Source organism: Cellulomonas cellasea (assembly GCF_006538745.1).
Taxonomy (GTDB): Bacteria; Actinomycetota; Actinomycetes; order Actinomycetales; family Cellulomonadaceae; genus Cellulomonas_A; species Cellulomonas_A cellasea.
Map to the genome: position 1 here is coordinate 156,157 of NZ_BJLR01000022.1, position 19,901 is coordinate 176,057.

The window sequence follows — 19,901 nt, forward strand, 5'->3', positions numbered from 1 at the left end:
CGACGCAGCCCCCGGTTCAGGCCCGCGCAGGCGGGCGTCGGGTTCAGCCGCCGCACAGCGGGCAGGCGTCCGGTCCGCCCCCGCGCCGCGGGCGGGCGTCGGGTTCAGGCCCCGCGCAGCGGGCGGGCGTCGTCCGCGAGCAGCACCGGGATTCCGTCGCGCACCGGGTACGCGAGCGGGTTCTCGGGGTCGGTCGAGTGCAGCTCGGGTGCACCGTCGGGCCCGTGGCCGTCGACGAGCATCGCGTGCGTGACCGGGCACCGCAGGATCTCGCGGATCCACGGCTCGAGCGTCGGGGTGGTCGGTGCGCTGTTCTCGGTCATGTCACCGATCCTCTCGCACGAGCGCGAGCACGTCGTCCCGCACCTTCTCGACGATGTCCTCGTCCGCGGCCTCGACGAGCAGCCCGACCCGGTCCCCCGAGCCCGACGCGCGCACGGAGAACCACCACTGCGGCGTCGCGTCCCAGTGCGCGACCGTAAGTCCGTCGAGCTCGTCGGCCACGACCGGACCGGCCCCCTGGCGCGCGACGTACGCGTCGTGCACGCGCTCGGTGGCCGCGGCGGCGTCCGCGACGTCGACGACGAGGACGCCAGTCGAGACGTACGGCTGGTAGAGCTCGGCGAGCACGGACATCGGGTGCGGCTGGTCCGCGAGCGCGGCGACGACGTGCAGCCCCGCGACGAGCCCGGACGCGACGGGAGCGCCGCCGCTGCCGCCGGACCGTGCGCCCACCGCGTCGCCCGTCTCACCCGCGTCGCCCGTCGCGCCCGTGTCGCCCGTCTCCCCCGTGTCGCCGGCGCCGCCCACGACGAACACCCCGCCGTGCCCGACCCCGAGCACCGCGCCGTGCTCCGCGACCGCGTCCGCGAGCGCCGGCAGCCCGACGCGCGTGCGCACGAGCTCGGCGCCCGCGCCGCCCACGAGGTCCTCGAGCACCCGCGAGGCGAGGACGTCGCGCACGAGCGTCGGCGCGCGGCCGGCGGCGAGCTCGCGGGCGACGACGCGCAGCCCCACGAGCACCGCGACGACGCCCTCGTCGACCGGCTCCCCGGCCTCGTCGAGCACCGTGAGCGCGCAGCCCGTGGGGTCGAGCGCGAGGCCGAGGTCGGCGGCGTGCTCGAGGACCGCGGCGCGCAGGTCCGCGGTCGACGCCGCCGCGTCGGCCCGGGTGCCGAGCCCGGTCACGAGCGGACCGTCGCCGGCGAGGGCGGGTGCGTCGCCCGGCTCCTCGTCGCCGCGCACGAGCACGAGGTGCAGCGCGCCGCCGACGCCGTCGCCGAGAGCGTCGCGCACCACGCGGCCGGCGGCGCCGTGGGCCGCGTCGAGCACGACCGTCACCGGCCGGGCCGGCTCGAGACCGACGAGGTCGCTCAGCCGCACGCCGGCGTCCGGGCCCGTGCGCGGGGTGGCTGCGGGCCCCTCGTGCGGGGCGGGACGGTCGGTCTCACGCGGCTCGGGCACGCCCGGGAGTCTACCGACGGCCCGCACGACGGCCTCGCCGACGCCCCTGCGCTCCGGCGGCCCGGGCGTCGAGGCTCAGGCCTTCTTACCGCTCCGGGACAGGACGTCCTCGCGGGTCAGCGGGGTGCCGTCGCCGTCGGTCGGGTACCAGCCCTTGTGCTCGCAGCGGTGGCACGAGACGAAGACCACCGCGGTCCCGTCCCCCAGCACCATGCTCAGCCGGGTCAGCGACGTCGACCCGCACGACGCGCACGTCTCGGTCCCGAGCGGCACCGGGGCACCGCCGCGGCTCAGCGACCCGAGCGGCACCGGCTCGTCGCCCGCACGTGCACGCCCGCGCCTCGGTGTGTCGTCCTGTCCCATCGTGTCTCCCCCCGGAGCCCGTCAGCCCTCGTCGCGCAGGATACGCAGATGCCCTCGACGGGGCGCCGTGGACTCCGCCGCGGGCGGCGGGAGGACCCGCGACGCCGGCTCGGTCACCACGGGCAGCGCACCCGTGCGCGGGCGGCCCGCCTCGCGCACGGCGTCCGCGAGCGCCAGCAGGTCGTCCTGGCTCGGGCCGGTCTCGACGAACTCGGGCGTGAGGCGCACGACCTCCCACCCGCGCGGCGCCGTCAGCCGGCCCGCGTGCTCGACGCACAGGTCGTACGAGTGCGGCTCGGCGTAGCCCGCGAGGGGGCCGAGCACCGCGGTCGAGTCCGCGTACACGTAGGTCAGGGTGGCGACGGCAGCACGGCCGCACGCCGTGCGCGAACACTGCCGGACGGATCTCACAGGGCAGACCGTACCGCCGCCGGGCCCGCGCCCGGCACTCCCACGCCGCTACAGTGCGAGCGTGAGCTCCCTCGCGCGCGGCCGGGTCCCCGACCCGGCCCCCGTCCGGCGCCGTGACCGCCGTGGGCGCGGGCTGCGCGGCCCCCTGCTGCCGACCGACGTCCCGGGCTACCGCACGCGCGCGCAGCGCTTCGACGAGCTCGTGCTCGACTCGGTCGAGCGGCTCGAGAAGCGGTGGGCCCGCCAGCTCGACGGCACCGAGTTCGCGGTCGAGGACGTGCCGCCGTCGAACCCCGCGCCGTGGGAGCGGGGCGGCGTGCCGCTCGGCCGGTACTTCCCCGCGGACGCCGGCCTCCCGGCACGCATCGTGGTCTACCGCCGGCCCGTCGAGTCCCGCGCGCTCGACGTCACCGACCTCGGCGAGCTCGTGCGCGACGTGGTCGTCGAGCAGGTCGCGCACCTGCTCGGCAAGGCACCGGAGGACGTCGATCCGGAGTACGGCGACGGGCACTAGCCTGTGTCGTCGATGAGCGCCGACGACCCCACCGCCCCCCGTCCTGCCCCCGGAGCCGACGCGCCCGCCGACGCCGCCGGAGCGACCGCCGCCGGCTTCCGGGTCGTCTGCGTCGTGTACCACCCCGGCGACGAGCTCGAGGACTTCGCCGCGTCGCTCGCCCTCGCGACGACGGCGCCCGTCGAGCTCGTCCTCGTCGACAACGGCACCGACCACACCGTCACCCGCCATGTCGCCGAGCGGCACGGTGCCCGCGTCGTCCTCCCGGGGTCCAACCTCGGCTACGGCGGCGGCGCGAACGCCGGCGCCTCGGGGGCCACGCAGCGATGGCTCGTCGTCGCGAACTCCGACCTCGTGTGGGGGCCGGGCTCGCTCGACGTGCTGGCCGCCGCGGCCGACCGCCACGAGGGCGCGGGCGCGTTCGGCCCGGCGCTGCTCAACCTCGACGGGACCGTCTACCCCTCGGCGCGCGAGCTGCCGTCCCTGACGCAAGGCGCCGGTCACGCGCTGTTCGCGCGCGTGTGGCCGTCGAACCCGTGGACGCAGGCGTACCACCGCCGCCAGGAGGTCGTCGGCGACGAGCGGGTCGCGGGCTGGCTCTCGGGGGCGTGCCTGCTGCTGCGGCGCGAGGCGTTCGAGGCCGTCGGGGGCTTCGACACGTCGTACTTCATGTTCTTCGAGGACCTCGACCTCGGCGAGCGGCTCGGACTCGCCGGCTGGCACAACGTCTACGTCCCGGGCGCCCGCGTGACGCACGTCGGCGGGACGTCCTGGCGCGCACGGCCCGCGACGATGATCTCGGCGCACCACCGCAGCGCCGCGCGCTACCTGACCCGCCGCTACCACCGCTGGTACGAGTGGCCGGTGCGGGTCGCGATCCGGGTGGGCCTCAAGGCCCGCGAGCTCCTGGAGCTGCGCGCGGCGCACTGAGCGAGGCGCGCGGCGGAGCCAGCGGCCCGGCCGGACCCGGCCCTGTTCAGCAGATCCCGACGCGCTCGGCCGTGCCAGCTCGCCCAGCCGAGCCGGCGCGCCGTGCGCAGTGCGCTGCGGCTCAGCCGAGGCCGAGCCGGGTCGCGGCCCGGACGCGGACCTGCGAGCCCGTCGGCTCGTCGGCCGCGGGCAGCAGCACCGAGAGCAGCGCGCCGTCCGGGTTCTCGGACGTGACCACCACGGCCCACGCGGCCCGGACCGTCCCGTCCTCGTCGGTCTCGACTGCGAGCTCGACGCCGACCGCCTCGGGCGCGACGGGGACCGCGAGGGTCCGGCCCGGCGCGAGGGTGACGTCCTGCTCCGGCAGCGGCTCGCCGTCGGCGTCGAACGTCCGCAGGACGGCCTCGACCGCTCGTCCGTCGGCGGGGTCGTCGCCGTCCGCGAGCGCGGTCACGACCACGGTCGCGGCGACGCCGTCGGGGACCGCGACGAGCTCTCCGTCGCCGGGTGCGGTCGCGGCCGACCACGCGCGCTCGAGCACCGGGGTGTCGTCGAGCGGGCCGGGCTGCCCGGGGCGCGTCGTCGTCGCGGCCGCCACGACGGGCACGTCGGCGTCGACCACGGCCGTCCAGGAGCCCGCGGGGAGCCCGCCGAGGGGCACGTCGGTCACCTCGCCCGGGGCGAGCTCGAGCGCGTCCGTCCCCGGCAGGGCGGTCGCACCGTCCGCGCCGAGCATCGTCAGGCGGACGGAGGCGGCCTCGGTGCCCGGGGCGAGCAGGCGGAGCACCGCCTGGCTCTTGTCGCCGACCGCGGACGCCAGCACGGAGACCCCCGGCACGACCTGGCGTGCCGCGGGCGGCTGCCCGGGCACCACGAGGTCCGTGCCGGCAGGCGTGAAACCGTCGAGCCGCGAGTCCTGGAGGTGCGCGGTGACGGATCCCCCGGAGGCGACGACGTGCACGACGACGCGACGCTGCTCGGCGGCGACCGCCGGCAGCACGAGCACGCGCTCGGCACCGGGCGCGACGACCTGCCGTGCGCCGCCCGCGAGCTCGACGCGACCCGACGGGCCCCACAGCTCAACGTCGACGTCGCTCGCCGTCGTCCCGGGGTTGGTCAGCACGAGCGACGCGGAGCTCTCGAGCGCCGTGCCGCCGCCGACGAGCCACAGGTCGACGCCGGGGGGCTGGCACGTCGCAGCGGACAGGCCCCGCAGGTCGCCCGCGGTCACGAGGCCCGACGCGGTCGCCGCGACGCGGGCCGGCTCGCCGTCGACGGGCTCGGCGCGCACGACGAGCGGGGCGCTCGGGTCCGGCGCCGCGACGACCGCCGCCGGTCCGCCGGGCACGAGCTCCCCGGCGACGTCTCCGCTGCCGAGGTCGGCGACCTCCCCGGCCGCCGCGGCGCCGCCCGGGGCGGCGACGGTCAGGGCGTCGACACGCTCGACGGGATCGACGGGCGTCGGGTCGAACGCCGAGTCCCCGGCGCCGGTGTCGTCGGGCAGGATCAGCGGGCCCGGGCACACGAGCGTGCTTCGCGGCGGTGCGACCTCGACCACCGCGGGTACGTCGTCGACGAGCGCGGGTGCGGAGAGCCGGTCGGCCACCAGGACGGCACCGCCGGCGAGCACCAGGACCCCGGCGCCCGTCACGGCGCGAGCGACCCTCGGCCAGGTGCGCGCGCTCATCGTCGGCCCGCCTTCCGTCGACGCAGGGGCAGCGCGAACAGCACGGTGAGCAGCAGCACGACCCCCTGCGCCACGAGCCAGGGGTTCCGCTCCGGGTCGCGGTGCGCCACGACGAGGCGGCCGCCGTCGTCCCCGAGCTCGAACGTCTGCCGCCAGCCGTCGGTCACCGCGCGCAGCGGGCGCCCGTCGAGCGTCGCGCGCCAGCCCGGGTCCGCGCGCTCCGCGAGCACGAGCAGCCGGTCGCCCGCCCCGGACTCCACGCGGGTGTCGACCGCGTTGCCGTTCGACGCGACCGCGACGCCCGCAGCCGGGTCGTCGCCTGGGGCCAAGACGCGCGCCCACGACTGCACGACCTCGACCGGGGTGGCCCCGCGGGTGGCGGCGGACGGCTGGACGCGCCAGATGGCCCCGGAGGGGTTCTCGGTGATGCGCTCGAGGCCGGCCGTTGCGTCGAGGCGCGCCACGAGGGCGGCGCGCGCACGCTCGAGCGCGTCCCGGTCGCCGGCGTCCGGCGCCCCTCCGGTGGGCGCGGCGGGCACGCCCGGGACGAGCACGTCGGCCACTGCGAGCGCGGCGAGGTCGCCCGACACGTCCCCGCTCGTCGCGCCGGCGAGGCGCGCGACGACGTCCTGGACCTCGTCGGTCGCGTCGTCGGGCTCGGCGAGCTCGGGGGCGTCGACCGGGCCGGACAGGGTGCGCGTGGTGACGCTCGCCGCGACCTCGACGAGCTGGGTGCCGTCGTCGCGCAGCAGCTGCCAGGTGAGGACGCCGTCGGCGTCGTCCGTCAGCGCGAGCACGCGCGAGGCCGCGGGCTCGGCCTGCGACTGCTGACCGACCGCGGGAACCACGGGCCGGTCGAGCGCCGTGAGCCGCACGGCGTCGCCCTCGCGCGCCTGCCACGCCCACGAGGCGAGGCACAGCACCGGGACCGCACCGAGGACTGCCGCGAGCACCGCCACGGCGGGCTGCCGCCAGCCGAACGTCGAGCGGGCGAGGCGTGCCGAGATCCCGTCCGCGCCGAGGACGCCCGCGGCCAGCAGACCGGCCCCCGCGAACGAGACCGCCGTCCCGGCCCACGGCAGCACGGGGTCGCCGTCGGCGGCCGCGACCTGGACGACGCCGCCCGCGGCGGCCGTCGCGAGCCCCGCGGCCGCCGCGAACCACGCGACCCGGACCGCGCGGGCGGCGGGCGCCCCCCGCAGGAGAGCGAGCAGCGCCGTGAGCAGCACCGCTCCGCCGAGCATGTACGGCCACGGCCCACGCACGACGTCGGGGAGCAGCGCGGGCGCGAGGGCGGTCGCGGGCACGCCGAGCAGCTGCTCCCACGCCGCGGAGCGCTCGGACGCGAGCGCGGGCCCCGGGTCGGCGAGCAGGAGCCGCCACCCCGCCGCACCGCGCTCGGACGCCTCGACGAGCAGGGGCCCGAGCAGGACGAGCGCCGGGACCAGCACGAGCACGACCCGACCCCGCGCGCGCGGCGCCGACGCCGCGACCACGAGGAGCACGAGCGCCGAGGGGACGAGCAGCACCGGCGCGCCCGCGACGACGACGAGCAGCGCGAGCGCGGCTCCCGCCGCGGCGGCGAACGACCCGGCGGACGGCGGCGGCCCGACGGTCGCCCCGGGCACGTGCGGGGACGTCGGCGCGCCGGCCGGGGCGAGCGCCGACGCACGCACGCGGTCCCCGCCGGTCGCGGGCAGCGCCCGGCGCGGCCGGGTCGTCTCGACGTCCTCGTCGAGCGGCTCGGAGGTGTGTGAACGACCCGACGCGTCCCCGGGTTCGGCCGAGGGGGCCCGGGGCGGCAGCGCGCCGCGCGGCCGGGTCGTCTCGACGTCCTCCTCGTCGGCGACCTGCTCGCGCAGGCCGGCCACCGACACCTCGGGGTCGCCCGAGGGCCCGGGGGCGTCGGCGCGCGGGCCGGCGGCGAGCCGCGCGTCGGACGCGTCCTCCGCGACCGCCTCGTCGGGCTCGCGCTGGGCCGTCGCGAGGCCGGACAGCACCGAGTCGCGGCGCTGCACCCCGATCGCGCGCGCGACGCCCAGCGCGACCCACGGGAGCATCGCGTGCGCGAGCACCGCCCCGAGCCGGCCGTCGCCGACCGCGAGGAGCAGCGCGGGTGCGCCGGCCCACACGGCGGCGGCCCAGAGCCGGGTGCCCACCGAGCGCGTCGCCGCACCGGCCGCGAACCACGCCCCGACCCCCGCGAGCACGACCGCGCCCAGCAGCACGACCGCGACCGCGCGGGCGAGCTCACCACCGAGCAGCGCCGTGAGCGGCACGAGGACGACGAGCAGGGGGTCGGCAGGTCCGGCGTCGCCCAGGCCCCCCGTGACCCAGCGCGCGAGCGCGGCGTGCGTGAGCTCCCCGAGGTCCGAGGAGGCCTGGACGAGGGCGGGGCCGACGAGCGAGGAGCCGCTCGCCGCGCGGCCGACGAGCGAGCCGAGGCCGAGCGCCGTCGCAGCCGCGAGCGCCACGAGGAGGGCACCCAGCCCGACACGGCGGCGGGTCGCGAGCGCCGCGAGCTCACGCAGCTCGAGCTCGCTCGGCGCGCGCCACGTGCGCCGGACCTCGGCGCCCGCGAGACGACGGTCGCGCCACTCGTCCCACACGTCGCGCCAGGTGGCCTGCAGCGGGCGCAGCGCGCGCCGGGGCAGGCGACGGGTCGTGCGGCCGCGCCGGCGGGCCCGCGCGACGGCCGCGGGGTGCAGCAGCGCCCCGACGGGCGCGGTGAGCTCGGTCCCCGCGAGCAGGGGCTCCTTGGTCGCTACGCGCACGAGCGCCCGCACCACCCCCGCGACGAGCGCGAGGAGCGCCACGACGGGCACGAGCGGCAGCGGCGCCGTCACGAGCCGCTGGTGCAGCAGCGCACGGCGTCGGGCGGCGAACGACCGGCGCGGGTCGGCGTCGTCCGCGAGGCCGTCCCCGTCGGCGTCGACGTCCTCGTCGGCACCCGGCCGCTCGCGCCCGCGCAGCCCTGCGTAGCCGGCCTGGGCGTGCCGCACGACCGCGGCGGGGACGACGACCACGCGGTGCCCGGCGAGGCACGCCCGCCGGGACAGGTCGAGGCCGTCGCCGAACGGGCCGAGCGCGGGGTCGGGGCCGTCGAGCTCCTCCCACACGTCGCGCCGCACGAGCGCGCCCGCGATGCCGACGCCCAGGACGTCCTCGCGGCCGTCGTGCTGGCCCTGGTCGACCTCGGACTCCTCGATGCCGGTCATCCGGCGACCCGAGCGCGACGTGCGGACCCCGACCTCGAGCAGACGCGGCGGCTCGGTCCAGGTGCGCTGCTTGACCCCCGCGACCGCGACCGAGGGCGCGTGCTCGACGGCGCGCAGCAGCTCCGAGAGCGCGGCCGGCTCGGGGGCGCTGTCGTCGTGCAGCAGCCACAGCCACGTGCGGTCCGGCTCGCGCTCGGGCCGCGCGACGAGGCTGGGCGGAGCGACGTCCGCGAGCGCGCGGCGGACGGCCTCGCCGAACGTCCGCGCGCCCGGGACGTGCAGCTCGACGATCTCGGGGGCAGCCGCGCCGAGGGCCGCGAAGGCGCCGCGCGCGAGGCGCGGGACGTCCTCGTCGGCGTGCGGACCGGCGTCGACGACGAGCACGCGCGCGGGCACGACGTCCTGGGCCCCCACCGCGCGCAGCGTCGCCGGCAGGTAGCGGGTGGAGCCGAGGGTCACCACGACGGCGGTCACCGCCGGGGCGAGGCGCGTGGCGCCGGGCGTGGGCTCCGAGGGGGCGCGCAGGGGCAGGGGGAAGTCAGTCATCCTGCCGACATCATGCCCTGCGGCGGCTCGGGTCAGACGACCCGGCGCTTGAGCTTGCGCCGCTCCCGCTCCGAGAGCCCGCCCCAGATGCCGAACCGCTCGTCGTTGGCGAGCGCGTACTCGAGGCACTCGGCACGCACGTCGCAGCCGGTGCAGACCTTCTTCGCCTCGCGGGTCGACCCGCCCTTCTCGGGGAAGAAGGCCTCGGGGTCGGTCTGCGCGCACAGGGCGCGCTCCTGCCAGCCCATGAGCCCGTCGTCCTCGGGCGTGCCGAACAGGGGAAGGACGTTCGAAGGCAGCTCGGCGACCTGCGTCGTGCCGAGCGCGTCGGAGGGGAAGGATCCGTCACCGTCGAGCAGATTCCACATCATTCCTCCGTGCTCGATCGTGCTGGCTGTCACGTGTGCGCACCGCCCCGTGGGTCGGAGCGCTGATTCGCTCCAGGTGAAACTGTTCTCAGAATTACACGCGTGTCGTTTCCGTACGTCAAGCCGACGTGTGCTAGTTGGGGTGGTTTGTCGGGTGAATTGTGCGCGACACGGCACGACACGCCGCGCCCTACGCTGACCGCATGCCTCCCTCGACCGTCGCCGACGTCCTGAGCGCGCTCCAGCCCGAGCCGGGCCGCCCGCGCCTCACCTGGTACGGGCCCGACGGCGAGCGCGTGGAGCTCTCCGGCACGGTGCTCGACAACTGGGTCACCAAGACCGCGAACCTTCTCGTCGAGGAGCTCGACGCAGGGCCGGGCACCCGCGTGTCGCTCGACCTGCCGCCGCACTGGCGCACGCTCGTGTGGGCGCTCGCGACGTGGCGCGTGGGCGCGTGCGTCGAGCTCCTCGGAGCCGGGGGGTCGGGGGCGGACGTCGTGGTCACGCACCGGCCGGGGTCCACGGCGGGCGGCCCCCCGGTCGTGGCGGTCCCGCTCGCCGCGCTCGCCCGGCGGTTCGACGGCGATCTCCCCGCGGGTGCGCTCGACGCGGCGGCCGCGGTCATGACCTACGGCGACGCGCTCGGCTGGACGCCACCGCGGGACGGCGCCGCGCCGGCGGTCGCGGCCACCGCCGGCGTCGTCGACCACGACGGGCTCCTCGGCTGGGCGGCCGGGAGCTCGGGGGCGCCGCTCGGGGCCCGCACGCTCCTCCGCCTCCCCACGAGCGGGCACGACACCGCCGGCTTCCTGCGCGCCGCGCTCGACGTGCTCGCCGGCGAGGGCTCCGTGGTGGTCGTCACGGCGGGCGCCGACGGCAGCGACGACGCCCGGGTCGACCGGATCGTGGAGACGGAGCGCGTCACGGCGCTGTCGGGGACGACCGGCTGACCGTGCGCTGATCCGCACAGGGGCTGCACGCCGGCGCGCACCAGTGCCGAGCGTCGGGTCAGGCGACCCGCTCGAGCGGGCCGGCCGGGGACGTCGCACCCTCGACCGAGCCGAACCGCGCGACGGCGAGCACGCCCCCGAGCACCGCGACGAAGCCCACGACGCACAGCACGGCGCTGCCCGGCTCCGGTCGGTCCCCGGCGAGGAGCATCCCGAGCAGGGCGCCGACGCACGTCTCGACGCCGACCATCGCGGCGGTCACGCCGACCACGGGGGCGCGCTGGAGCGCGAGGGCCCCCAGCGCGAGCCCGAGGGCCCCACCCGCCGGGATCGCCCACGCCGCGGGCTCGCGCACCAGACCCTCCAGGCCGAGCCCGCCGACGGTCCGTGCCGCGACCGCGAGCACCGCGAACGCGAGACCCGCGAGGCCGGCCAGCACGAGGCCGCTGCCCGTCGAGGGCCGCGACCTCGCCGCCACCCCGGCTGCCGCCGCGAGGACGACGACCGACGCGACCAGCCACCAGCCCGCACCCGAGCGCACGTGGGAGGCGGGATGCGGCACGACCGACGCGGCGAGCGCCACGAGCCCCGCGGCGACCACGGCGAGGGCCGCGACCTCGCCGCGCCGGAGGCGCGCGCCCAGCACCAGGACGGACAGCACCGCGGCGACCGCGAGGCTCGAGGCGCGCCCGGCCTGCACCAGGAACAGCGGCAGCGTGCGCAGCGCCACGAACGACAGCAGGAAGCCCGCCGCGACGAGGAGCATCGCGAGCCAGTAGGTCCCGCTGCGCGCGAGCCGCAGGACCAGACCCACGTCGATCCCGGCCCGGACCGGCTGGCGGCGGGCGGCGACCGCCTGCAGCACGGTGGCCGCACCGGAGCACAGCGCCGCCGCGGCCACGCTCAGCAGCGCCGTCGTCATGTTCTGCCTCTCGATTGTGAAGATCCTGGGAAGTGGCGATGTCCTCGCGCCCGGGTCCCTACGCTTCCGGTGGGGTCCGCAGCGAGCGGACCGACTCCTGGGGGACCACGTTGCAGACACCCACCGACCGCACAGTAGCGCCGCCCGAGGGCGTGGCCGGAGCCGCGGCCTCGGCGTACCCGTGGCGCCGGGTGCTCGCGGTCTTCGCGGGCGTCTCGGTGCTCCTGACCGCCGTCGTGGCGTGGTCCGACCGCTACCGCCCGGACAGCGGCTGGGCGCCGGTGCTGCAGGGACCGGACTGGCTCGACGGCTGGTTCCAGTACGACGCGGGGTGGTACTTCCACATCGCGAGCAACGGCTACTTCTACCGGCCCGGGGAGCAGTCCTCGATCGCGTTCTTCCCGGCGTACCCGCTCGGGGTGCGTGGTCTGGGTCAGCTCGTCGGCGACTACCAGGTCGCCGGCTCGCTGCTGGCGGTGCTGTGCGGCGGCCTCGCGGTCGTGCTCTTCGGCTCGTGGGTGTGGCAGCGGCTGCCCCGCGCCGCGGCCGTGACGGCGATCGCGGTGCTCATGCTCTACCCCTACGCGTTCTTCCTGTACGGCGCGATGTACGCCGACTCGCTGTTCCTGCTGTGCGCCGTCGGCTCGTTCCTGCTGCTCGAGCGCCGGTGGTTCTGGGCCGCGGGTCTCGTCGGGGCGCTCGCGACCGCGGGGCGACCGGTGGGGGTCGCGGTGGCCGTCGGGCTGGTCGTCCGGACGCTCGAGATGCTCGCGGAGGACCGTCGGGACCGGGCGGCCGCCGCGGCTGCGGCCCCGGGCGCGACCGTCCCCGTCGTGGACCGCCCCGGGTGGCGCGACCTCCTCGGCGCGCTGCGGCTCGTGCGCGTGCGGCACCTCGGCGTCCTGCTCTCCTCGGCGGGGCTCGTCGCCTGGATGGCGTACCTGTGGGTCGAGTTCGACGAGCCGCTGGCGTTCGTCGAGGTCGAGGGCGCCCCCGGCTGGAACCAGGGCGTCGGCCCCCGGACGTGGTTCAAGGTCGTCTACCTCGGCACCCTCGTGAAGGGACCGTACGCAGTCGCCGCGCTGCTCACGCTCCAGGCGCTCGCCTGCCTGTGCGCCGTCCTGCTGGTGCGGCGCGTCTGGCGGCGGTTCGGGTGGGGCTACGCCGCCTACGCGGTCGTCGTGCTCGCGATCCCGATCATCGGGACCAAGGACTTCATGGGCACGGGGCGTTACGTCCTCGTGGCGTTCCCCGTCCTGGCGGCCGCGGGTGACTACCTTGCGAGCAGCGGGCGGCGCTGGGTGCGCCCGCTCGCGCTCGGGACCTGTGGTGTGCTCCTCCTGGTGCTCACCTACCTCTTCGGACGATCGGTTGCTGTCTCGTGAACTCCCCCCGGCTCCCCCCCGAGCCGTTCAAGAAGCTCTCCATCTTCTTCCCGATGTGGAACGAGGAGCTGTACATCCACCGCGCCGTCGCGGCCGCGCAGGACATCTGCGAGGAGCTCGTCGCGTCGCACCAGATCGTCGACTACGAGCTGATCGTGGTCGACGACGCGTCGACGGACGCGACCCCGCAGCTCGCGGACGAGCTCGCCGCGCACGACCCGCGCGTCCGCGTCGTGCACCACCCCGAGAACCGGAAGCTGGGCGGCTCGATCAAGAGCGGGTTCGCCGCCGCGACGGGCGACGTCGTCCTCTACACCGACGCGGACCTCCCCTTCGAGATGATCGAGCTCGTGCGCGCCCTGCGCGTCCTGCGCACCTACGAGGCCGACGTGGTCAGCGCCTACCGCCTCGACCGCACCGGCGAGGGACCGCGCCGCGCGGTGTACTCGTTCGTCTACAACGCCCTGGTCAAGGCGATGTTCGGGACGCGCCTGCGGGACATCAACTTCGCGTTCAAGCTGTGCCGCCGGCGTGTGCTCGACGGCGTCGAGCTCGTGAGCGAGGGCTCGTTCATCGACGCCGAGCTCGTCATCCGGGCGCAGCGCTCCGGCTTCCAGGTGCTGCAGATCGGCGTCGACTACTTCCCGCGCACCCGCGGGGTCTCGACGCTCTCGTCGTTCGGCGTGATCCGCACGATGCTCGGCGAGATGATGCGCCTGCGCTCGGACCTGCGGCGCATCACCCCACGGACCGCGACGGACGGGCCGGGGACGTGACCCGACGGCTCGTGGTCACGGCCGACGACCTGGGCCTCACGCCCGGGGTCAACCGGGCCGTGCGCCGCGCGCACCTCGACGGCGTGGTCACGGCCACGTCGCTGCTCGCGGTCGGCCGCGCGTTCGACGACGCCGCCGCCATGCTGCGCGCGACGCCGACCCTCGAGCTCGGCGCGCACCTGGCTCTGGTCGGCGAGGACCCCCCGCTGCTCTCCGCGCGCGAGGTGCCCACGCTCGTGGACAAGGCCGGTCACCTCCCGCTGAGCTACCGCACCGTCGTCGCGCGCGGCCTCGCCGGGCGCATCGACCCGGACGACGTGCGACGCGAGCTCGGCGCGCAGCTCGAGCGCGTCCTCGGCGTCGGCGTCCCGGTCACGCACCTCGACACGCACCAGCACACGCACCTGTGGCCCGCGGTCGCCGGGGTGCTCACCGAGCTCGCCGTGCAGCACGGCGTCCGGGCGGTGCGCCTGCCCCGCAGCCACGCGCGCGGCGTGCTGGCTCTCGGAGTCAACACGCTCTCGCGGGTCACCGCGCGCCGGGTCGCCCGCGCCGGGCTCGTCACGACGGCCGACTACGCCGGGCTCGACGAGGCGGGGTCGCTCGACGCCGCCCGGCTCGCCGCCACCCTCCGGTCGATGGCGGAGCGCGGTGCGCCCACGGCCGAGCTGAACGCGCACCCGGGCGAGCACGGCGAGCTCGAGCTCGACCGCTTCCGGTGGGACTACCACTGGGGCGAGGAGCTCGACGCGCTCACGGACCCGCGGACCGCGGCCCTCGTCGCCGAGGCCGGGTACGAGCTCGTCGGGTTCGCCGCGCTCACCGCCGGCCACTCCCCTCGGACCACAGGAACGGACGCATGAGCACCCTCGACCGCCAGGACTCCCCCGGCCGACGCCCCGACGCCGCCGGCCGCGCGGCGCTCGCGCTGTACCGCACCGCACCCCTGGCCGTCCGCGCGCACGTCGCGGTGCGGTGGTGGAGCGCGCCCTTCCGGGCGGTCGCGGCCGCGCTGCCGAGCAGCGGGCGGATCGTGGAGATCGGCTGTGGGCACGGCCTGTTCAGCGCGTACGCGGCGCTGAGCGCCCCTGGGCGCGTGCTGACGGGCGTCGACATCGACCAGGACAAGATCCGGCACGCGCAGGCGGCTGCGCGGCGCACCGACCGGCTCACCTTCGCGCACGCCCCGTCCGGCGCCGTCCCCGAGGGCCCGTGGGACGCCGCCGTGTTCGTCGACGTCCTGTACCTGCTGCCGGCGGCCGCGCAGCGGAGCCTGCTCGAGGAGACCGTCGGGCGGCTCGCGCCGGGGGGCACCCTCGTCGTCAAGGAGATGGGCGTCGAGCCGGCCTGGAAGGTACGCTGGAACACCGTCCAGGAGACGCTCTCGGTCAAGGTCCTGCGCATCACCGAGGGGTCGTCCTTCGACTTCGTGCCGCCGGCCACGACAACCGGCTGGCTCGAGGACCTCGGTCTCGTCGTCGAGCACCGCCGCCTGGACCGCCATCGCGTCCACGCCCACCACCTGATCGTCGCGCGGCGCGGCGCGTGACCTCGCGACCCGGTGCACGTCCGGCATCCCGGACGTCCCGGACCGCTCAGGTCTCACCCGCCCGTGCCGATGACACTCCGGGGACGTCGTCCGACGCTCCCGCCGACCGCTCCCGGAGGTCCGTCCGCATGCTGCTCGGCCGACGCGCGGGTGCGCTGCTCACCGGCGCCCTCGCCCTCGCCCTGACCGCCGGGTGCACGGGCGCCGGGCGACCGGCCGAGGGAACTCCGAGCGCGTCGACGACGCCGGAGGTCACGAGCACGCCGACCGCCACGCCGACGGGTGCGCCCGGCACCGGTGCGACCACCGAGCCCTTGCCGTCCGCCGCGCCGGGCGACCCCGCGTCGCCGCCGGTGGCCGGGGACGGCCGCGCCGTGGTCGAGGTCACGATCTCGTTCGCCGGGTGGCAGGCGGAGGCGTCCGCCGTCGAGGTCTCCGGGTTCGTGCCGGTGGTCGAGTCCGACGGGCTCTGCCGGCTGGTCCTGAGCTCCGCGGCCGGGGAGGTCGCCGTCGAGCAGGCCGCGACCCCGGACGCGAGCACCACCAGCTGCGGATGGCTGTCCGTGCCCGCCGGCGAGCTCTCCACCGGCACGTGGACCGCCGTGCTCAGCTACACGTCCGGCGCGTCCGTCGCGTCGTCCACCCCCGTCCCGGTCGAGGTGCCCTGATGACCCGTCTCCTGTCCCGGCTCGTCGTGGGGGCCGCGTCCGTCGCGGTCGCCCTCGTCGGCACGCTCGTCGCCGCGCCCTCCGCGACCGCCGCGAACACGTGGCAGTTCGACCCCGGCCACATCATCACGGACGCGATCTTCTTCGACCGCAACACCATGAGCCCCGCCGCGGTCCAGACGTTCCTCACGACGGCGGGCTCGGCGTGCGTGCCGGCGGCGGACGGCACGCCGTGCCTCAAGGACTACCGCCAGTCGACGACGAGCCGCCCCGCGGACGCGCGGTGCGCGGCCTACACGGGTGCCGGCAACGAGGCGGCGTCGACGATCATCGCCAAGGTCGCGGTCGCGTGCGGCATCAACCCGCAGGTCCTGCTCGTCACGCTGCAGAAGGAGCAGTCGCTCGTCACGCGCCGGACGGCCGGGACCGCCGCGGTGTACCAGAAGGCGATGGGCATGGGCTGCCCGGACACGGCGGCGTGCGACGCCCAGTACTACGGGTTCTACAACCAGGTGTACTCCGCGGCCTCGCAGTTCAAGAAGTACACGAACAGCCCGAACAGCTACACGCACCGCCCCGGCCGCACGATCGACGTGCGCTTCCACCCGAACGCCGCGTGCGGGTCGTCGCCGGTGTACATCCAGAACCAGGCCACGGCCAACCTGTACAACTACACGCCGTACCAGCCGAACGCCGCCGCGATCGCCGCGGGCTACGGCACCGGCGACGCGTGCTCGGCGTACGGGAACCGCAACTTCTGGAACTACTTCACCGACTGGTTCGGCTCGCCGACGGGCAACCGCGTGCCGTTCGGCAACTTCGAGCTCATCTCGTCGACGTTCGACTCGATCAGCGTGCGGGGGTGGGCGATGGACCCCGACACCTCGGCGCCCGTCGACATCCACCTCTACGTCAACGGCGCCTGGGGAGGGTCGATCCGCGCCGACGTGGCGCGCGCCGACATCGCGGCGGCGTACCCCGGCAACGGCACGCAGCACGGGTTCGCCTTCCGCTTCCCCGCGGCCGCCGGCACGAGCTCGGTGTGCGCGTACGCGATCGACACGGCCGGGGGTGCGAACACCCCGCTCGGCTGCCGGTCGGTGAACGTCGTGAACACCTACCCCGTGGCGAACTTCGAGCAGCTCACGGCGAACGGCACCGCGGTGACGCTCAGCGGCTGGGCGGTCGACCCGGACACCGCAGGCCCGATCGACGTGCACTTCTACGTCAACGGCGCGTGGGGCGGGTCCGTGAGCACCACCGGCGTCCGCTCCGACGTGGCGCGCGCCTACCCCGGCACCGGCGACCAGCACGGGTTCACCCGCACGTTCACCGCTGGTCCCGGCACGCACCAGGTCTGCACCTACGCGATCGACACGACCAACGCCAACAACACCCCGATGGGGTGCCGCACCGTGACGGTGGCGGCACCCGTGAACCGGCTGCCGCTGGCGAACTTCGAGCAGCTCACCGCGAACGGCACCGCCGTGACGCTCGGCGGCTGGGCCGTCGACCCCGACACCGCGGGCCCGATCGACGTGCACTTCTACGTCAACGGCGCCTGGGGCGGGTCCGTCCGGACCGACCTCGTCCGCTCGGACGTCGCCCGGGCCTACCCCGGCACCGGTGACCAGCACGGGTTCACCCGCACGTTCACCGCCGGCCCCGGCAGCCACCAGATCTGCACCTACGCGATCGACACCACCACCAAGGCCAACACCCCCATGGGCTGCCGCACCGTGACCGTCACGGCACCTGTCGCGCCGGCTGCGCCGGTGGTGCCCGTGGTGCCGGTGGTGCCGGTCGAGCCCGCGCCGACGACGCCGACCCCGACACCCGCGGCCAACACGCCGCCCCTCGGCAACTTCGAGTCGCTGACGGCGTCGGGGACGACCGTGTCGCTGGGCGGCTGGGCCCTGGACCCCGACACCGCCGGCGCGATCGACGTGCACTTCTACGTCAACGGCGGCTGGGGCGGCTCCGTCCGGACCGACCTCGTCCGCTCCGACGTCTCCCGCGCCTACCCCGGCACCGGCGACCAGCACGGCTTCGCCCGCTCCTTCACCGCGGGGCCCGGGACCCACGAGGTCTGCACGTACGCGATCGACACGACGAGCGCCAGCAACACCCCGATGGGCTGCCGCACGGTGACGGTCGGCTGACTCGACCCGGTCTCCGTCGCGGGTACCCGGCACGACCGTCGGCACCCAGCACCCAACGATCCCGCGCCGGCGCGCGTTGTCCCAGGCAAGACCGCGCGCACAGGCTCGCGGACCAGCCCGCTCCCCCGCGAGCGGACCATGAGGAGGTCGACGATGTCGAGACTGGCTGCCCGCACACCCCGGACCCGCCGCGCGGTGCCCGGACGCGGGACGGGCGCGCGCTCCACGGTTGCTGCCCTGGCCCTGAGCACGGTCGCGCTCGTCGCCTCCCCCGTCGCCGGCTACGCCGCGGCGGGTCCGGTGGTGCCCACGGAGACGGAGACGGGCTTCACCGTGCAGGTGGACGAGGGTCGCCAGGACGTGGTGCGCGCCCAGCTCGACGAGCTCGGGATCACGCCGACCCAGGAGTACGACAGCGCCATCGACGGGTTCGCCATCGACGTGACCCCGGAGCAGGCCTCGGCCGTCGAGGCGATCCCCGAGGTCGCCACCGTCCGCCCGGAGAACGTGTTCACCGCGGCCGACTCGACGTGGCCCATGTCGTGGGGCGTCGACCGCATCGACCAGCCCGCGCTCCCGCTCGACTCGAGCTTCACGTATCCCCCGTCGGCCGGCGCCGGCGTGCGCGTGTACGTGCTCGACACCGGCGTCGACGCGGCGCACGAGTCGTTCACCGGTCGCGTCGAGGCGGGCTTCGACGTCTTCGAGGGCGGGGCCGGGAACACGGACTGCGCCGGTCACGGGACGCACGTCGCCGGCATCGTCGCGAGCAACGCCGCGGGGATCGCGATCCGCGCGCACGTCGTCCCGGTGCGGGTGCTCGACTGCGCGGGCACCGGGGACACCTCGACGGTCCTGTCGGGCGTCGAGTGGGTCCTCGACGACCACGAGCCTGGCACGCCCGCCGTCGTCAACCTCTCGCTCGGCGGCCCGGCCGACCCGTTCGTCGACGCCGCCGTCGAGGAGCTGCGCGCGGCCGGCCTGTTCGTCACCGTCGCCGCCGGGAACGCCGGCGTCGACGCGTGCGCGGTGTCGCCCGCGCGCACCCCGGGCGGCTACACGGTGGGCGCGACGACGCGCACCGACGCCCGGTGGGCGTCGTCGAACTGGGGACCGTGCGTCGACCTCTTCGCGCCGGGCGCCGAGATCAACTCGATGCTCCCGAACCTGCGCTCGGGCGTCGCGAGCGGGACGTCGCAGGCGGCGCCGCACGTCGCCGGTGCGGCCGCCCTCTACCTCGGCGAGCACCCGGGGGCGACCGCCGCCCAGGTCGAGGCTGCGATCGACGCGGCCGCGACCCCCGGCGTCGTGACCTCCGCCGGTGCGGGGAGCACGACGGCGCTGCTGTCGACGCGCTCGCTCGTCGCCCCCGCACCCGAGGACCCGCTGCCGCCGACCGGCCTGCGCACCACGCGGGTGGCCCGCACGTCCGCCACCGTCGTCTGGGACGCCCCGCTCGGAGGCCCCACGCCGACCGACTACCGGGTCTGGCTCGGGGACGAGGCCGGCAGCTCCACCCTGGTCGACGACGGTGTCTCGACGACCAGGAGCGTCACGCTCACCGGCCTCCAGGGCCGCGAGTACTACTTCGTCCGGGTGGAGACGGTCGCGGGTGAGCGCATCAGCTGGGCCTCCCCGGCGCTGACGTTCCTCACGAGCGGCAACCAGGCTCCCGTGGGCAACTTCGAGCAGCTGACGGCATCGGGCACGTCGGTGACGCTGTCCGGCTGGGCGGTCGACCCGGACGTCGCCGCTCCGATCGACGTGCACTTCTACGTCAACGGCGCGTGGGGCGGCTCCACCAGCACGACGAGGGTGCGCACCGACGTCGCGGCGGCATACCCCGGCACGGGCAACCAGCACGGCTTCAGCCGCTCCTTCACCGCGGGCGCCGGGACGCACCAGGTCTGCGCGTACGCGATCGACACCGAGTCGGCGGCCAGCACGCCGCTGGGCTGCCGGAGCGTCACGGTCGCCGGTCCTCCGGC

Annotated in this window: 18 protein-coding genes; 10 read left to right on the top strand and 8 right to left on the bottom strand. The window is 76.4% G+C overall.

Going from position 1 to position 19,901, the window contains the following annotated elements:
- Positions 1 to 104: 104 nt before the first annotated feature.
- The 4 genes from CCE01nite_RS12910 to CCE01nite_RS12925 form a co-directional block, all read right to left on the bottom strand.
- Complete coding sequence (locus tag CCE01nite_RS12910; protein ID WP_141372498.1) at positions 105 to 323, bottom strand: Trm112 family protein; 219 nt, start codon at positions 321 to 323, stop codon at positions 105 to 107.
- 1 nt (position 324) lies between these two features.
- Positions 325 to 1,464 carry a phosphohexomutase domain-containing protein gene (locus CCE01nite_RS12915; protein WP_141372500.1) on the bottom strand — a complete coding sequence of 380 codons (1,140 nt, stop codon included), beginning with the start codon at positions 1,462 to 1,464 and terminating at the stop codon, positions 325 to 327.
- Between the two features lie 75 nt (positions 1,465 to 1,539).
- A complete protein-coding gene (locus CCE01nite_RS12920; protein WP_141372502.1) occupies positions 1,540 to 1,827 on the bottom strand; it encodes a hypothetical protein in 288 nt (95 codons plus the stop codon).
- Positions 1,828 to 1,848: 21 nt separating this feature from the next.
- A complete protein-coding gene (locus tag CCE01nite_RS12925) occupies positions 1,849 to 2,238 on the bottom strand; it encodes a DUF3499 domain-containing protein (protein ID WP_141372504.1) in 390 nt (129 codons plus the stop codon).
- Positions 2,239 to 2,299: 61 nt separating this feature from the next.
- Here CCE01nite_RS12925 and CCE01nite_RS12930 point away from each other — a divergent pair, with 61 nt between their 5' ends.
- A complete protein-coding gene (locus CCE01nite_RS12930) occupies positions 2,300 to 2,752 on the top strand; it encodes a metallopeptidase family protein (RefSeq protein ID WP_170223970.1) in 453 nt (150 codons plus the stop codon).
- 12 nt (positions 2,753 to 2,764) lie between these two features.
- Positions 2,765 to 3,682 carry a glycosyltransferase family 2 protein gene (locus CCE01nite_RS12935; protein ID WP_141372506.1) on the top strand — a complete coding sequence of 306 codons (918 nt, stop codon included), beginning with the start codon at positions 2,765 to 2,767 and terminating at the stop codon, positions 3,680 to 3,682.
- Positions 3,683 to 3,803: 121 nt separating this feature from the next.
- Here CCE01nite_RS12935 and CCE01nite_RS12940 read toward each other — a convergent pair whose 3' ends face one another.
- The 3 genes from CCE01nite_RS12940 to CCE01nite_RS22410 are packed head-to-tail and all read right to left on the bottom strand — an operon-like array spanning position 3,804 to position 9,501.
- Positions 3,804 to 5,333: a DUF5719 family protein gene (locus CCE01nite_RS12940; RefSeq protein WP_170223971.1), complete on the bottom strand. Its 1,530-nt coding sequence runs from the start codon at positions 5,331 to 5,333 to the stop codon at positions 3,804 to 3,806.
- 32 nt (positions 5,334 to 5,365) lie between these two features.
- Positions 5,366 to 9,133, bottom strand: coding sequence for a glycosyltransferase (locus tag CCE01nite_RS12945; protein WP_141372510.1), 3,768 nt, complete (start codon positions 9,131 to 9,133; stop codon positions 5,366 to 5,368).
- A 32-nt stretch (positions 9,134 to 9,165) separates the two neighbouring features.
- A complete protein-coding gene (locus CCE01nite_RS22410) occupies positions 9,166 to 9,501 on the bottom strand; it encodes a WhiB family transcriptional regulator (protein WP_034634424.1) in 336 nt (111 codons plus the stop codon).
- 203 nt (positions 9,502 to 9,704) lie between these two features.
- Here CCE01nite_RS22410 and CCE01nite_RS12955 point away from each other — a divergent pair, with 203 nt between their 5' ends.
- Positions 9,705 to 10,451 (top strand): TIGR03089 family protein, encoded by a 747-nt coding sequence (locus CCE01nite_RS12955; protein WP_034634408.1) that lies wholly within the window; start codon positions 9,705 to 9,707, stop codon positions 10,449 to 10,451.
- A 58-nt stretch (positions 10,452 to 10,509) separates the two neighbouring features.
- Here the strand turns inward: CCE01nite_RS12955 and CCE01nite_RS12960 are convergent, their stop codons facing one another.
- A complete protein-coding gene (locus CCE01nite_RS12960; RefSeq protein WP_052104429.1) occupies positions 10,510 to 11,373 on the bottom strand; it encodes a hypothetical protein in 864 nt (287 codons plus the stop codon).
- A gap of 110 nt (positions 11,374 to 11,483) precedes the next feature.
- Here CCE01nite_RS12960 and CCE01nite_RS12965 point away from each other — a divergent pair, with 110 nt between their 5' ends.
- The 7 genes from CCE01nite_RS12965 to CCE01nite_RS12995 all read left to right on the top strand — a co-directional run.
- Entirely contained in the window at positions 11,484 to 12,758 is a 1,275-nt protein-coding gene (locus CCE01nite_RS12965; protein WP_141372512.1) for a putative hexosyltransferase, read from the top strand.
- Positions 12,755 to 13,534, top strand: a complete 780-nt coding sequence (locus tag CCE01nite_RS12970; protein WP_246056525.1) for a glycosyltransferase family 2 protein — start codon at positions 12,755 to 12,757, stop codon at positions 13,532 to 13,534. The genes CCE01nite_RS12965 and CCE01nite_RS12970 overlap by 4 nt, the downstream gene beginning before the upstream one ends.
- Positions 13,531 to 14,397, top strand: a complete 867-nt coding sequence (locus tag CCE01nite_RS12975; protein ID WP_084142929.1) for a ChbG/HpnK family deacetylase — start codon at positions 13,531 to 13,533, stop codon at positions 14,395 to 14,397. The genes CCE01nite_RS12970 and CCE01nite_RS12975 overlap by 4 nt, the downstream gene beginning before the upstream one ends.
- Positions 14,394 to 15,083, top strand: coding sequence for a class I SAM-dependent methyltransferase (locus CCE01nite_RS12980; RefSeq protein WP_052104426.1), 690 nt, complete (start codon positions 14,394 to 14,396; stop codon positions 15,081 to 15,083). The genes CCE01nite_RS12975 and CCE01nite_RS12980 overlap by 4 nt, the downstream gene beginning before the upstream one ends.
- 128 nt (positions 15,084 to 15,211) lie before the next feature.
- A complete protein-coding gene (locus CCE01nite_RS12985) occupies positions 15,212 to 15,751 on the top strand; it encodes a hypothetical protein (protein ID WP_034634407.1) in 540 nt (179 codons plus the stop codon).
- The gene (locus CCE01nite_RS12990) at positions 15,751 to 17,913 is read left to right on the top strand and encodes a hypothetical protein (protein WP_052104425.1); all 2,163 of its coding nucleotides are present in this window, start codon (positions 15,751 to 15,753) and stop codon (positions 17,911 to 17,913) included. Before CCE01nite_RS12985 ends, CCE01nite_RS12990 begins: the two co-directional genes overlap by 1 nt.
- Positions 17,914 to 18,066: 153 nt before the next feature.
- On the top strand, positions 18,067 to 19,901 hold a 1,835-nt coding region (locus CCE01nite_RS12995; protein ID WP_170223972.1), incomplete at its 3' end, for a S8 family serine peptidase.

Bases quoted from the DNA above. Each gene is read 5' to 3' on its own strand.
- CCE01nite_RS12935 (WP_141372506.1), top strand. From the start codon at position 2,765: ATGAGCGCCGACGACCCCACCGCCCCCCGTCCTGCCCCCGGAGCCGAC.
- CCE01nite_RS12910 (WP_141372498.1), bottom strand. From the start codon at position 323: ATGACCGAGAACAGCGCACCGACCACCCCGACGCTCGAGCCGTGGATC.
- CCE01nite_RS12960 (WP_052104429.1), bottom strand. From the start codon at position 11,373: ATGACGACGGCGCTGCTGAGCGTGGCCGCGGCGGCGCTGTGCTCCGGT.
- CCE01nite_RS12980 (WP_052104426.1), top strand. From the start codon at position 14,394: ATGAGCACCCTCGACCGCCAGGACTCCCCCGGCCGACGCCCCGACGCC.
- CCE01nite_RS22410 (WP_034634424.1), bottom strand. From the start codon at position 9,501: ATGTGGAATCTGCTCGACGGTGACGGATCCTTCCCCTCCGACGCGCTC.
- CCE01nite_RS12920 (WP_141372502.1), bottom strand. From the start codon at position 1,827: ATGGGACAGGACGACACACCGAGGCGCGGGCGTGCACGTGCGGGCGAC.
- CCE01nite_RS12990 (WP_052104425.1), top strand. From the start codon at position 15,751: ATGACCCGTCTCCTGTCCCGGCTCGTCGTGGGGGCCGCGTCCGTCGCG.
- CCE01nite_RS12955 (WP_034634408.1), top strand. From the start codon at position 9,705: ATGCCTCCCTCGACCGTCGCCGACGTCCTGAGCGCGCTCCAGCCCGAG.
- CCE01nite_RS12945 (WP_141372510.1), bottom strand. From the start codon at position 9,133: ATGACTGACTTCCCCCTGCCCCTGCGCGCCCCCTCGGAGCCCACGCCC.
- CCE01nite_RS12985 (WP_034634407.1), top strand. From the start codon at position 15,212: ATGCTGCTCGGCCGACGCGCGGGTGCGCTGCTCACCGGCGCCCTCGCC.